The sequence below is a fragment of the Candidatus Epulonipiscium sp. genome (assembly GCA_012519205.1).
Taxonomy (GTDB): domain Bacteria; phylum Bacillota; class Clostridia; order Lachnospirales; family Defluviitaleaceae; genus JAAYQR01.
The window spans coordinates 23,482-37,234 of record JAAYQR010000010.1; the positions used below are offsets into that span (position 1 = coordinate 23,482).

The following is a 13,753-nucleotide window of genomic DNA, read 5'->3' on the forward strand; positions in this document are numbered from 1 at the left end:
TGTAAATAAGGAGGACTTGCCATGAAAACATTAAGTGAAAGGGTTTCATACCTAAGGGGATTAGCTGATGGGCTGGAATTAGATACTTCAAGTAAACAGAATCGATTGCTTACTGTTATGATTGACATTTTAGAAGATATGGCATATTCCATTGAGGATGTACAGGATATTGCGGAGGAATTGTACGAGGAGTATGATATTAACTACTCCGATGACTACCGATATCAATGTCCGAATTGTGGAGAATTAATTGATATCGAAGAGGCTGCGATTGAAAGTAAAGAGCAGGTCCTTTGTCCAGAATGCAACAAACCTATTAAGGTTGCAATTGATTTCGATGAGGACCTTGAATAACCAAATAAAAAGAGGATCCTAAAGACTGTTTAGTCTTTAGGATCCTCTTTTTATTTGTCATAATCGTGGACATCCTTTCATAAACTTATAAAGAATATGGAAATACTTTTATTTTATAAATTTTGAAAGGGGATACCAATGAAAACAAAGGAAATTATTTTATCAGCCTTAGGTGCTAGAATAAAAAATCTCTTTCACAAGCTACCAGAAGATGAATTTGAAAGGTTGCAAGAAATACGGCTTAGGGTTAATCAACCAATAATTATCGTAGGGGATTCTAGGGCTATATTTATGAAAAACGATGGGAACTTCACAAAAAATATTGAACAAGCCTTTAGGGTCACCCAAAAAGATTTAGTAGATACCCTTCAAATGATGAGTGACTATTCTCTCTATGCCTTTGAAGAGGAGATAAAAAATGGTTATATCACCCTTCAAGGGGGGCATCGGGTAGGGGTTGCCGGTAAAGTGGTTATGGATAAAGGTCAGATAAAAACCATTAGATATATAGGGGGAATGAATATAAGAATTTCTCACGAAATTATTGGATGTTCGAATAAAGTGATTCCCTTCTTAATTGATAAAAAAAGCATTTACCATACCTTGATTATTTCCCCACCTAAATGTGGCAAGACGACCATTCTTAGGGATCTAATTCGTCAGCTAAGCAATGGAATACCCAATAAATTTCCGGGAATTACAATAGGAGTGGTGGATGAAAGGTCGGAGATAGGCGGGTCTTATCTGGGGGTAGCCCAAAACGATGTAGGCATTAGGACAGATATATTAGATTGCTGTCCAAAGACGGAAGGGATGAGAATGCTCCTTCGTTCCATGTCCCCAGAAGTTATTGCAGTAGATGAAATCGGTAAAATAGAAGATATTTATGCCATAGAAGATGTGATGAATGCAGGAGTTAAACTTATTTGTACGGTGCATGGCAGTTCCCTATTAGATATTCAAAGAAAACCCGTTTTAAAAGAACTAATTGAAAAAAAGATATTTGAAAGAATAATATTATTAAGTCATAAGAAAGGTCCGGGAACTATAGAAGAGGTTATAGATGCTATCAATACTAACCCACTATGGGGGGAGAGGACCTGAATATGATTATAAAGTTAATAGGATCAATATGTCTTGTATCCGGAACAGCCTTCATAGGATTTTTCCTTGATAGATTAGAAGTCTATCGGATGATGGACTTGCAAGCAATTAAGAAGGCATTGATTTTCCTAAGGGGGGAAATAGATTATATGATTACTCCCCTTCCTCTGGCTATGGAACAGGTTTCTAGTTTAATAGATCCAAGGATAGGTGAAATTTTTGCTCATACAGGGGAAAGTATGAAAAATAAAATAGGATGTAGTGCCAAAAAGCTTTGGGAAGATGCCATAGAATTTAATATCAATAATACATATCTTACAAAATCGGATAAGAACATATTACTCTCCTTAGGAGATGCCCTAGGTTATTTAGATAAAGAAATGCAGAAAAACAATATAGAATTAATTCTTTTATATCTAGGGGATGAAATGAAAAAGTTAGAAATACATCATCAAAAGAACGGAAGATTGTACAAGAGTTTAGGAATTTTAGGTGGATTATTAATTGCTATATTATTGTATTAGGTAGGGGGGGAAGGGTATGGATATTACGATAGTATTCAAAATTGCTGCCGTTGGAATTTTGGTTTCTGTATTGAATCAAGTTCTTACCCGTTCGGGGAGGGAAGAACAGGCAATGCTTACAACTCTAGCAGGGCTTATAGTGGTATTATTTTGGATTATTCAGCATATAAGTGATTTATTTAAAACAGTACAAACCTTGTTCCAGCTATAGGGGATGTTGTTATGGAAATGAGCCAAATTGTAATTATCGGGATAATATCGGTTATTTTATCGCTTATGTTTAGGGGACATCATGATGAATGGAGAATGTATATAAGGATTGCAGGGGGAATCATAATCTTTTTTGCCATTGCTCAGAAACTAGGGGTGGTCTTGGAACTGGTTAAAAAAATGAGCGAGAAGATAGATGTGGATTTAATATATATTGGTATTGTTTTTAAGATACTGGGGATTTCCTATATGTCTGAGTTTGGAGCCCAGCTTTGCAAAGATGCAGGGGAATCCTCCATTGCCTCAAAAATAGAATTTGCAGGAAAAGTACTTATTGTTACAATTTCCGCCCCGGTTATGCTTGCCCTAATAGATATAATAGCAGGAATAATTCCATAGGAGTTGTGAATATGAAGAAAATACAAAAGATAGTTATTGTCCTTTTTCTTTGGTTAGTAATGCCACAGAAAGTTTATGGTGAACCTTTGGATAATATTTGGACAAACCAATTAGATACCATGGATTTTTCTTCGATTAACCAGACCGTCACCCATATAAAAAGTCAAACAGATAATCCGTATCTTAGGGAGTTTAATTTTAAAGAGACAATGACAAAGGCCATTAAGGGACAACTGGACTTATCTATCACCGGAATTTTTAAGGGGATTTTAAATGTACTTTTTTATGAGATAAGAGGATTTTCGGGGCTTATAGGGAAATTATTGGTCATTTCAATGTTATGTGCACTTTTAAGTAATCTAGGGGAATCCTTTCAAAGCAAGTCAACTTCTCAGGTGGGATTTTATACCTGTTATATAGTTCTAATCATTATTCTTTTACAGTCTTTTCAAATAGCTATAGAAGTTGCCAGTAGAACTGTTGAAAGTATGGTTCTTATTATGCAATCTGTACTTCCCATGCTACTTACCTTAATGATTACCTCGGGGGCTGTGGCATCAGGCAGAATTTTTGAACCTATTGTCGTGTTTTCCGTACAAATTATTGCAATGTTTATAAAAAGTATTTTACTTCCGATTATTTTCCTAACTGCTATTTTAGCCATAGTTAACTCCCTTTCAGATAAGGGAGTACTAAGAAAAATGATAGAATTATTGAATCAAATCACTGATTGGACTCTAAAGGGAATTTCCTTGTTGTTTGTGGGGATTATGGGATTTCATGGACTGACTGCTCCAATTTTAGACGGGGTTATGAATCGGGCAGCTAAAAGTGCAGTAGGGGTGGTTCCTGTGGTAGGTGAAGCCCTAAGTGGAGCCGTTGATATAGTAATGAACTGCTCCCTGCTTATTAAAAACGCAATTGGGGCAGGAGCTATCGTCCTTCTTTGCATTTATTGCTTCATACCAATTATTAAGATGTTAGCATTTTTATTTGTATATAAATTATTAGCAGCTCTCATAGAGCCCATATCAGATAAAAGAATAATAAACTGCATTTCAGATATGGGTGACAGTGCTACACGATTATTTGGTGTCTTGGTAACAGTTAGTTTTTTATTTATTGTTACCATCACAATATTAGTAGGCATAGGAAGTATGGCTGCTATGATGAGGTGAGGTGAAAAAATGATAACTCTTTTTGGAAGTTGGATGAAAAATATAGCTCTTTTTGTGATTCTTTCATCCTTTGTTGAAATGCTTATGCCGGAAAAGAATTATAAAAAATATATCCACATGATGCAGGGCCTAATTTTAATACTCATCATAATTAAGCCTATTACAGGACTTTTCTTCAGTAATCAAAAATTAGAAGATCTAATTGAGTTAAATCAATTAGAAATGGAAAGGAGGGATATCCTCACACAAGGCAGCATGATAGCTACACAACAGGATGCTCTTATTATAGAGACGTATAAAGGAAAGATTTCGGAGCAAATAGCAAAGTTAATAGAAAATAATAGTGATTATAAAGCAAAAAACATAGAGGTCTTTGTGAGTGAAGACAGAGATGATGAAGATTATGGGAATATTAAGGAGATTCGATTGACAATAGATAATAAAAATACCAATTCCAAAAATAAAAGAATAAAACCTATTAATCCAGTAAAAATTAATACAAAAAAAGAAAATAAGGAGAACACAAAATCATCTCTAGAAGATACCCAATTAGAAAAAAATATAAAAAATTTGATAATTAACTTCTATAATTTGTCCAGTGATAATATACATATTACTGTACAAAAGAAATCCTAGGGGTGAAAACATGAAAAGGATAAAAGAGTGGTTTGAATCACTACGAAAAGAAAATAAGAAGTTATTGTCAAATGTCTTATTTCTAATTGGAATAGGAACACTATTAATTGTTTTAGGGGATACGGTCTTTGTTGGTATTCCCCAAAGTCTATCAAAAAAACAAGATAAATACATAGCTATAGAAGAAGAACCGAAAGAAATGAATATGTGTTTTGAGTCACAAATGGAGGAAAGGATAGAAGAAATATTTTCAAAAATGGAGGGGGCAGGCAAGGTTAAGGTAATGATAACAGTTTCTTATGGGAAAGAATCCTTTTTTGCTGAAGACGTTTCTTCTACCTATTCCTATACAATGGAGGAGGATACCGAAGGTGGTCAAAGAGAAATAAAAAATGAGGATGTACAAAGCAAAATAGTTATGCAAAACACAGGTTCGGGAAGCACTGAACCCGTAATATTAAAAGAAAAACATCCGATAGTAGAAGGAATAGTAATTATAGCAGAAGGGGGGGAAAATCCAATAATAAAAGAAAAATTGACAGCAGCTTCACAAGCATTGCTGGGGGTTCCTGCCCACAAAGTACAGGTATTTAAAATGAATAATAAGTAAGGGGGATTAAAATATGTTTGTATTTAAAAGAAATCAAATTATTGTTACAGCCCTAGTAGTCATGATTGCAATTGCAGGATATTTAAATTATACAGATCGTCATCAAGCAGATGATGCAGGGATTGTTTATAATGATGAAATGGATATATCAGGTATTATTCCCGATGATGCTTTAATCATGGAAACCATGGAAAATGGCGAATTGTCAGAAGGGATTATTGGTGAAGCTTTAACCAATGATCCAGAACTCTTAGCCTTTGAGGATTTCGACGAAATAGAAGTAGGCGAAGGATTAGATACGATCAATATGGATGTAAATAGCCTTGAACTTGCTGAGGGTGAAGAAACTGTAAATCCTGTAAATAGTGAAGACCCAGGGGAAGCGGTATTTGTTAATAGCAATCTTGACACCCCTTATTTTGCAGAGGTTAAATTAGAAAGAGAACAGGCAAGGGCAAAGCAAAGAGAAATTTTATCAGAAATTCTAAACAATAAAAGCGTTAATAAAGACCATAAATCTGATGCAGCTGAGCAAATGTTAAGTATCCAAAAACGAATAGAAAAAGAATCATCTACAGAAGCTATGATAGAGGCTAAAGGTTTTAAAGAAGTATATGTTAGGATTAATGATGATGGAGTTGAGGTAGTAGTCAGCAAAGAAAAATTAAGCGAAAAGGAACTTGCCCAAATAGAAAAAATAGTGAGGGGAACGACAGGTTTTGAAGTTGATAAGATTCAAATTATTCCACTAAAACCACGATAAAACTGATTTGCAAATGGGGATAAATCTGCTATAATAGTCTTATAGTAAAATTCACCAATTGCAAATGAAAGCCTTATGAGGAGGAAGTAAAATGGACGAAAGAAATGTATCTTCAATGGATAATATAAACCAAATAGGTCAGATACAGATTGCAGATGAAGTCGTTGCGATTATTGCAGGACTTGCTGCAACAGAAGTCGAAGGGGTAGCGGGAATGTCCGGAAATTTTACCGGGGGTATAGCAGAAGTCTTGGGAAAGAAGAACTTATCAAAAGGGGTAAAAGTAGAAGTAGGGGAAAGAGAAGTTTCTATTGATTTATCCCTTGTAATAGAATTTGGATTTAAGATTCCCGAAGTGGCATTAGCTGTTCAAAAGAAAGTAAAAGCTGCTATTGAAACAATGACTGGATTATCAGTTATAGAAATTAATCTCCATGTTACGGGGGTTTATTTTGATAAAAACAAGACCAGTGGTAAAGATGGGGAAAATGAATTTTTTGAATAAAAGAAGGATAAATTAACCCTTAAATATAGTGTTATATTTAAGGGTTAATTTAAGTGTATTTGATAAACTAAGGAGGAACAAGATGAGCCGCCGTAGAATGAGAGAGCATATATTTACCCTGTTATTTCAAAGGGAATTTGCACAGTCTGATGAAATCGAGGAAAGAATCCAGTTGTATTTTGAACAAAACCCCCAAATAAAAGACAGGCAAAAAGAATATATTTTAGAAGAAATCCAAGGGATGAATGAGAAACTAGATAAAATAGACAAAATCCTATCGAAACATTCCAAAGGATGGGCCATTGAAAGAATGTCTAAAGTTGATTTATCCATCCTTAGGGTTGCGATATATGAAATGTACTATAGGGAAGATATACCAAAGAGTGTGGCAATTAACGAAGCCGTTGAATTGGCTAAAAAATATAGTAGCGATCAGGCACCTTCCTTTATTAATGGCATTCTAGGGAACATAGCAAGTTCGATGGAAGAAGATGCTTATGACGAATAAAAAGATATTTAGTGTTTCTCATATTAACAGCTATATTAAATCTTTAATAGACATGGATTATATTTTAAATAATATCGCAGTACAGGGGGAAATTTCTAATTTTAAAAAACATACCTCGGGGCATATGTATTTTACCCTAAAGGATAAGAATAGTTCGATTTCTTGTATCATGTTTAGAAGCAGTGCATCCACCCTTCAATTTGAGCCTGAGAATGGTATTGGTGTAATCATTAGGGGCTCAATTTCTGTATATGAGAAGACAGGGCAATACCAAATCTATGTAAATAAAATGGAGAAAGAGGGAAGGGGTGCACTGTATGAAGCTTATGAAAATCTTAAAAATAAGCTTCAAAAAGAAGGATTATTTGGTGATGAAAATAAAAAGCCCTTGCCTAATTTTCCTAAAAGTATAGGTATCATCACATCCCCTACCGGTGCTGCCCTTAGGGATATTATACAGGTTTCAAAAAGAAGGAATCCTAATATACCACTTATTATTTATCCTGTATTAGTTCAGGGCATAGAAGCCCCTAAAAGCATATGGGATGGCATACATGCAATGAATGAATATGCCAAGGTAGATGTGATTATCTTAGGCAGAGGAGGGGGTTCCATAGAAGATCTTTGGGCTTTTAACGATGAGGCGGTGGCTAGAGCAATATCTAACTCTAAAATTCCCATAATTTCTGCGGTAGGTCATGAAATAGACTTTACCATAGCCGATTTTGCAGCAGATTTAAGAGCGCCAACTCCATCGGCAGCAGCGGAATTAGCAGTTCCATTACTTAGTGAATTTCAATTAAAGGTTGAAAGTTCTAACAAATCTCTAACAGCTTTGATAAAAGAGAAAATTAATTTAGGAACCCATAGATTGATTCATATACAAAAGCGCACTCCTTTTAAGAGACCCTTAGAAATCATCTATAAAAATCAGCAGAGCTTAGATAGCCTAGAAAAGCTTCTTATAAAACAGATACAATATAAGCTTGATAAAAATAAGTCCCATCTTTCCAATGCCATGAAAACCTTAGAGGCCCTATCCCCCTTAAACATACTGCTGCGAGGCTACTCCATAACAACAGATGATAAGGGATGTAACATATCTTCCATAAAAGATGTAAAAATTAGCGATACCTTAAACATCTATGTAAAAGACGGCTTTATTAAATCCTGTGTAAAAGCAATAAAAAATAAAGAGGAGGGGCTAAATGGCTAAGAAAAAATCCTTTACCTTTGAAGAAAGTTTAAATAGATTAGAAGAAATAGTTGAATTGTTAGAACAGGGTGATATATCCTTAGAAGAATCTTTAGATTATTATAAAGAAGGTATAGAATTGTCAGTTTTTTGTTCAAAACAGTTGGAAGAAGCAGAAAAACAGGTTATAATATTACAGAAAAACGCAGAAGGCAAATTTATAGAAAAGCCATTTGAAATGACGGAGGAAGACAATGAATTATAAAGGGGAACTGCAACAAAAGATAATTCTTATTAATAATTATCTGGACAAGCTCATTTCGGCAAATAAAAATACCCCTGCAAAGATCATCTACGAGTCTATGAATTATAGTATTTTTGCAGGAGGTAAAAGACTTAGACCTGTATTAATGCTATCAGCCTTTGAGGCGGTGGGGGGAAAGGGTCAAATAGTATATCCTTTTGCTTGTGCTTTAGAAATGATTCATACTTATTCCCTTATTCATGATGACCTTCCTGATATGGATAATGATGATTTTAGAAGGGGTAAACTCACTAATCATAAGGTTTATGGGGAAGGTCTAGCAATTCTTGCCGGAGATGCCCTTTTAAACTTGGCTTTTGAAACCATGATTAAGGCAACTAGAGAAAATTTTTCTAAGGAAGCCCTAGATGCAATGGACGTTATAGCCTCTGCTGCCGGAGCAAGGGGAATGATAGGGGGACAGGTTGTTGATTTGATTTCTGAAAATCAGGAAATTAATATGGACAATCTTAATTACATACATAAAAATAAGACTACTGCAATCATACAAGCTGCTCTAAAAGCAGGGGGAATATTAGGAAAAGGAAGTAAAAAAGAAATAAAATACCTAGAGGAGTTCGGATACTGTATAGGTATGGCATTTCAAATACAAGATGATATTTTAGATATTTGTGGTAATGAAGAAGAACTAGGAAAGCCTATTAAAAGTGACGAAAAAAACAAAAAAGCGACTTATGTTTCTATAAAGGGTTTGGATGAATCCAAAAAACATGTTGAAGCACTTTCTCAAGAGGGATTGGTTAAGTTAGAAGATTTCAAAGAAAAAGGACAATTTTTATCATGGTTATCCCAGCATTTAATGTCGCGAACTTATTGAGGAGGACATATTTTGCAAACAGTCGAAACAATAATTCAAAATGAAATAATAAGAGCTTCGGTTTTAGCATGTTTTATAGCACAAGTATTAAAAATGATTTTAGTATTACTCCAAAGTAAAAAAATAGACTTTTCTAGGCTTGTTGGTTCAGGTGGAATGCCTAGTTCCCACTCTGCATTCGTCATGGCAATGTGCGTGGCAGTAGGACGAAAAGTAGGTTATGATTCAGCTCTATTTGGAGTATCACTTGTAATTGGACTTATTGTAATGTATGATGCTGCAGGAGTGAGAAGGGCAGCTGGCAAACAAGCTGCTGTCTTAAATAAAATAATAAGAGAAATAGAAAATGATGATTTTCATTTTGAAGAAAGACTTAAAGAGCTTTTAGGCCATACCCCTGTTGAAGTTCTAGCAGGAGCTGTCTTAGGAATTTTTATTGCATTAAGCTGTATATGAACAAGGGCGAACAAGGTTCGCCCTTGTTCATAATAAAGGAAAATCCTCGAACCTCTTGAAAAAAACCATCAGATAAGGGTAAAATAATGAATAATAAACTGAAAGGAAGAAGGGATTAATCTGAAAAAGCTTATGGATACTATTTATTCACCGCAAGATCTTAAAAAGATAAATATAGATAGACTTGATATTGTCGCAAGAGAAATAAGGAACTTTTTATTAAATACTATTTGTCAAACTGGGGGGCACCTAGCTTCTAATCTAGGCGTAGTTGAGTTAAGTTTAGCCCTCCATTATTGTTTTAATTCTCCAGAAGATAAGATAATCTGGGATGTGGGCCATCAAAGTTATGTACACAAAATTATTACAGGAAGAAAAGATATGTTCCCTACATTAAAAAAAATGGATGGAATGAGTGGTTTTCCAAAAAGGAAAGAAAGCGTTCACGATACATTTGAGACGGGTCATAGCTCTACCTCTATTTCTGCCGCTTTGGGTATGGCAGCAGCAAGGGATATACAAAAAGAAAATTTTTCTGTGATAGCAGTAATAGGCGATGGCTCTTTAACCGGGGGAATGGCTTTTGAAGCTTTAAACAATGCAGGGAGATTTAATAGCAATGTGATTGTTATACTAAATGATAATCAGATGTCTATTTCCCCTAATGTAGGGGGATTGTCTAAGTATCTCAACAATATTCGTACAGAGCCTGTATATTTAGAAGTAAAGGAAGATATAGATCAGATTCTTAAAAAAATCCCCGGTATAGGAAAGAGTATTGCAAAAACAGTCAAAAGGACAAAAGAAGGTATAAGATACTTACTGGTTCCCGGAACACTTTTTGAGGAGCTGGGATTTACCTATGTGGGGCCAATAGATGGCCACGATATCAAATCATTGATAACCGTATTTAAAAAGGTCAAAAAAATGAAGGGACCTATTTTACTTCATGTTAAGACGATTAAAGGAAAGGGTTACAAATATGCGGAAAAACTTCCTTGCGAGTACCATGGGGTAGGACCTTTTGATATAAATACTGGGGCAGTTGCAAAAAAGGATAATAAAACCTCATATTCCGATGTCTTTGGAAATACCTTAGTTAAAATAGCATCTGAAAATAAAGATATTATTGCCATTACCGCCGCCATGCCCGATGGTACGGGATTGCAAAACTTTGCTAAGAAATTCCCTGAAAGATTTTTTGATGTAGGAATTGCGGAACAGCATGCAGTAACCTTTGCGGCAGGGATGGCAGCTTCAGGATTCCGTCCGGTTTTTGCAGTGTATTCTTCATTCCTTCAAAGGGCATATGATCAGATTTTACATGATGTCTGTATTCAGAAATTACCGGTGGTTTTTGCCATTGATAGAGCAGGGATTGTTGGACCTGATGGGGAAACCCATCAGGGGATATTTGATTTATCGTTCTTATCCCATATTCCCAATATGACGGTTATGGCCCCTAGGGACAAAACGGATTTTGAGGAAATGCTAAAATATGCTTTTACCCTCGATGGTCCTGTGGCCATCCGATATCCCAAGGGATATGCCCCTGATTTATTTCCATTTATTAAAATTCCAATAGAATATAAGAAATCAGAAATTATTCATAAAGGCAGCTTAGGAGCGATACTTGCTGTAGGAAAAATGATGGAGTTTGCAAAAACTATAATAGAAACCCTAAAAGAAAGAGGAATAGAACTTACTTTAATCAATCCACGATTTATCAATCCAATTGACGAAGTAACCTTACTTAATCTTTGTAAGGAACATAAAATTATATTTACTATGGAAGATAATGTAATCTCAGGGGGGTTTGGTTCTAAGGTGTTGGAAGTTATTGCAAAAAATAATATCCACAATGTCATCGTGAAAACCTTTGCTTTTCCCAATGAGTTTATAGGGCATGGAAGTTGTGAACAATTATATAAAAAGTATAATCTAGATGCCCAGAGCATGCTTAAAACAATAGAACAATCCATTACTTCGCTAGAGGGTGAAATTAAAAATGACTAAGAAAGAAAGATTGGACGTACTTCTTGTGAAAAGAGGTTTATTTGATTCTAGGGAAAAGGCAAAAACAAGTATTATGGCAGGTCTTATATTTGTTAATGGTATAAAGGAAGATAAAGTAGGGGTAAAGGTAGATGAGGATTCAGAACTTCATGTAAAGAAAAGAATGAAATATGTAAGCCGCGGAGGCTATAAATTAGAAAAGGCCATAGATATTTTTAAAATAGACTTAAAAGGCAAAATTACTCTAGATGTAGGCGCCTCTACCGGGGGATTTACAGATTGTATGCTTCAAAATGGAGCAAAAAAGGTCTATGCTATAGATGTTGGATATGGGCAATTTGCATGGAAATTAAGGCAGGATGAAAGAGTAGTCTGCATGGAAAAAACTAATATTAGGTATGTAGAAAAGGAACAAATAGAGGATTTGGGTGATTTTGCTTCCATTGATGTTTCATTTATATCCCTTACCAAGGTCTTAAATCCTGTTAAAGGTTTATTAAAAAACAAGGGAGAAATGGTATGCTTGATTAAGCCTCAATTTGAAGCAGGAAGAGAAAAAGTAGGTAAAAAAGGGGTTGTTAGGGATTTAAAGACTCATATAGAGGTTATACAAAAGGTAATTGATTATTCCCAAGAGCAAAACTTATCCTTACAAAATTTAACCTATTCTCCTATTAAGGGGCCGGAAGGAAATATAGAATATCTAGCCCATTTTACGAAGAATGATTCGCCTAAAACAGATTTAAAAAAAGAAGAGCTGATAAAAAATATTGTAGCTTATGCCCATAATGAATTAAGTTAAATGGGGGGATAAAATGAAAAAAATAGGTCTAATTCCCAATGTTCAAAAGGATATTGGTTTAAAGGATACAATTATGATAATGGATTGCCTCATAAAAAAGAATCGACAGATATATATACCTAGCGCCCTTTCAGAGGTCTTAAATACTCCCCAATTTGAAAAACCAGAAGATGAATTGTATAAAGATTCTGATTTCATTATTGTGTTGGGAGGAGATGGGACACTTCTTGGGGCAGCAAGGAAAGCAGCAATTTATAATACACCGATTTTGGGCATTAATTTGGGGACCTTGGGTTTTTTAGCAGAAGTTGAAAAAAAATCATCTATTTTAGCCCTTCAAAGGGTTTTGGATGGTGATTATTCAATTGAAAAAAGGATGATGCTAGAAGCAGCGGTGGATATACAAGATAGTGACAATAATAAATTAATTTGTCTAAATGATATAGGTATTACTAGGGGTTCCTTATCTAGAATCATTGATTTAAGCATATACATTAACGATAAATTTGTAGATGATTATCCCGCAGACGGGGTAATTATTGCTACTCCCACAGGTTCAACTGCCTATAACTTATCTGCCGGGGGACCGATTCTTGATCCTAAGACAAATATGATAGTGATAACCCCTATTTGCCCCCACAGTTTATATGCTAGGTCTATTGTCGTATCCGGCGAAGACGAAATAAAAATTCAACTGGGAAATAGTTCTTGTAGCGATGTCATCTTAACCATAGATGGGCAACTGGGATATCAACTTAAAAGTAATGATACCATAAAAGTGAAAAAATCCGACTATATAACCAGCCTCATTAAAACCTCCGATAATAGTTTTTACGACATATTAAGAAAAAAAATTGTTGGAATAGGAAAGTGAGATAGAAATATGAAGGTAAAACGTTTATCAAAGATTCTCGAACTAATTAATACTCATAATATTGAAACCCAGGAAGAATTGGCAGAAAGGTTAGAGAATGCTGGATTTAAAGTTACCCAAGCAACGATTTCACGGGATATAAGGGAATTAAAACTAACCAAGGTACCCACAAATCACGGTACCCATAAATACTCCATTATTGCTCAAAATGAACAACTTGTAACCGATAAATTTATCCGGGTGTTTAGGGATGGGTTTGTAAGCATGGATAGGGCACAAAACATTCTAGTGATTAGGACGCTTACAGGAATGGCTATGGCAGTAGCTGCCGCCATGGATGCTTTTCATTATCAAGAGATTGTAGGTACTATTGCAGGGGATGACACTATTTTTTGTGCCGTAAGATCTGAAGAAGAAACTATAAAGTTAATGGAAAAACTCAATCGTCTTTTTAAATCTACGATTAATTAAAGTATA

At 35.0% G+C, this 13,753-nt stretch carries 19 protein-coding genes; all 19 read left to right on the forward strand.

All coding sequences use genetic code 11. The features are described 5' to 3' along the window. Nucleotides 1–21: 21 nt before the first annotated feature. The 19 genes from GX308_02260 to GX308_02350 all read left to right on the forward strand — a co-directional run bounded on the left by GX308_02260 (nt 22) and on the right by GX308_02350 (nt 13,747). Nucleotides 22–354 (forward strand): hypothetical protein, encoded by a 333-nt coding sequence (locus GX308_02260; GenBank protein ID NLK20917.1) that lies wholly within the window; start codon nt 22–24, stop codon nt 352–354. A 138-nt stretch (nt 355–492) separates the two neighbouring features. Then, on the forward strand, nt 493–1,458 hold the full coding sequence (gene spoIIIAA / locus GX308_02265; GenBank protein NLK20918.1) for a stage III sporulation protein AA: 966 nt from the start codon (nt 493–495) through the stop codon (nt 1,456–1,458). A 2-nt stretch (nt 1,459–1,460) separates the two neighbouring features. Further along, nucleotides 1,461–1,982: a hypothetical protein gene (locus tag GX308_02270; protein NLK20919.1), complete on the forward strand. Its 522-nt coding sequence runs from the start codon at nt 1,461–1,463 to the stop codon at nt 1,980–1,982. A 16-nt stretch (nt 1,983–1,998) separates the two neighbouring features. Then, nucleotides 1,999–2,193 carry a stage III sporulation protein AC gene (spoIIIAC, locus tag GX308_02275; protein NLK20920.1) on the forward strand — a complete coding sequence of 65 codons (195 nt, stop codon included), beginning with the start codon at nt 1,999–2,001 and terminating at the stop codon, nt 2,191–2,193. An 11-nt stretch (nt 2,194–2,204) separates the two neighbouring features. Next, nucleotides 2,205–2,591: a stage III sporulation protein AD gene (gene spoIIIAD / locus GX308_02280; protein NLK20921.1), complete on the forward strand. Its 387-nt coding sequence runs from the start codon at nt 2,205–2,207 to the stop codon at nt 2,589–2,591. A gap of 11 nt (nt 2,592–2,602) precedes the next feature. Beyond that, nucleotides 2,603–3,769 carry a stage III sporulation protein AE gene (spoIIIAE, locus tag GX308_02285; protein ID NLK20922.1) on the forward strand — a complete coding sequence of 389 codons (1,167 nt, stop codon included), beginning with the start codon at nt 2,603–2,605 and terminating at the stop codon, nt 3,767–3,769. A gap of 9 nt (nt 3,770–3,778) precedes the next feature. Continuing rightward, on the forward strand, nt 3,779–4,405 hold the full coding sequence (gene spoIIIAF, locus GX308_02290) for a stage III sporulation protein AF (GenBank protein NLK20923.1): 627 nt from the start codon (nt 3,779–3,781) through the stop codon (nt 4,403–4,405). 10 nt (nt 4,406–4,415) lie between these two features. After that, nucleotides 4,416–5,015, forward strand: coding sequence for a hypothetical protein (locus GX308_02295; protein ID NLK20924.1), 600 nt, complete (start codon nt 4,416–4,418; stop codon nt 5,013–5,015). A 13-nt stretch (nt 5,016–5,028) separates the two neighbouring features. Beyond that, nucleotides 5,029–5,778 carry a SpoIIIAH-like family protein gene (locus GX308_02300; GenBank protein NLK20925.1) on the forward strand — a complete coding sequence of 250 codons (750 nt, stop codon included), beginning with the start codon at nt 5,029–5,031 and terminating at the stop codon, nt 5,776–5,778. 91 nt (nt 5,779–5,869) lie between these two features. Continuing rightward, nucleotides 5,870–6,283 carry an Asp23/Gls24 family envelope stress response protein gene (locus GX308_02305; protein NLK20926.1) on the forward strand — a complete coding sequence of 138 codons (414 nt, stop codon included), beginning with the start codon at nt 5,870–5,872 and terminating at the stop codon, nt 6,281–6,283. Between the two features lie 82 nt (nt 6,284–6,365). Next, entirely contained in the window at nt 6,366–6,791 is a 426-nt protein-coding gene (nusB, locus tag GX308_02310) for a transcription antitermination factor NusB (protein ID NLK20927.1), read from the forward strand. Then, nucleotides 6,781–8,007 carry an exodeoxyribonuclease VII large subunit gene (locus tag GX308_02315; protein NLK20928.1) on the forward strand — a complete coding sequence of 409 codons (1,227 nt, stop codon included), beginning with the start codon at nt 6,781–6,783 and terminating at the stop codon, nt 8,005–8,007. The genes nusB and GX308_02315 overlap by 11 nt, the downstream gene beginning before the upstream one ends. Further along, nucleotides 8,000–8,251, forward strand: coding sequence for an exodeoxyribonuclease VII small subunit (xseB, locus tag GX308_02320; GenBank protein NLK20929.1), 252 nt, complete (start codon nt 8,000–8,002; stop codon nt 8,249–8,251). The genes GX308_02315 and xseB overlap by 8 nt, the downstream gene beginning before the upstream one ends. Continuing rightward, the gene (locus GX308_02325; protein ID NLK20930.1) at nt 8,241–9,128 is read left to right on the forward strand and encodes a polyprenyl synthetase family protein; all 888 of its coding nucleotides are present in this window, start codon (nt 8,241–8,243) and stop codon (nt 9,126–9,128) included. The genes xseB and GX308_02325 overlap by 11 nt, the downstream gene beginning before the upstream one ends. 12 nt (nt 9,129–9,140) lie before the next feature. Further along, nucleotides 9,141–9,584, forward strand: a complete 444-nt coding sequence (locus GX308_02330) for a divergent PAP2 family protein (GenBank protein ID NLK20931.1) — start codon at nt 9,141–9,143, stop codon at nt 9,582–9,584. Nucleotides 9,585–9,716: 132 nt separating this feature from the next. Then, nucleotides 9,717–11,600, forward strand: coding sequence for a 1-deoxy-D-xylulose-5-phosphate synthase (locus GX308_02335; protein NLK20932.1), 1,884 nt, complete (start codon nt 9,717–9,719; stop codon nt 11,598–11,600). Beyond that, the gene (locus GX308_02340; GenBank protein ID NLK20933.1) at nt 11,593–12,402 is read left to right on the forward strand and encodes a TlyA family RNA methyltransferase; all 810 of its coding nucleotides are present in this window, start codon (nt 11,593–11,595) and stop codon (nt 12,400–12,402) included. Before GX308_02335 ends, GX308_02340 begins: the two co-directional genes overlap by 8 nt. A 13-nt stretch (nt 12,403–12,415) precedes the next feature. Beyond that, nucleotides 12,416–13,276: an NAD(+)/NADH kinase gene (locus GX308_02345; GenBank protein ID NLK20934.1), complete on the forward strand. Its 861-nt coding sequence runs from the start codon at nt 12,416–12,418 to the stop codon at nt 13,274–13,276. Nucleotides 13,277–13,285: 9 nt separating this feature from the next. Continuing rightward, nucleotides 13,286–13,747: an arginine repressor gene (locus GX308_02350; GenBank protein ID NLK20935.1), complete on the forward strand. Its 462-nt coding sequence runs from the start codon at nt 13,286–13,288 to the stop codon at nt 13,745–13,747. Nucleotides 13,748–13,753: the final 6 nt, after the last annotated feature.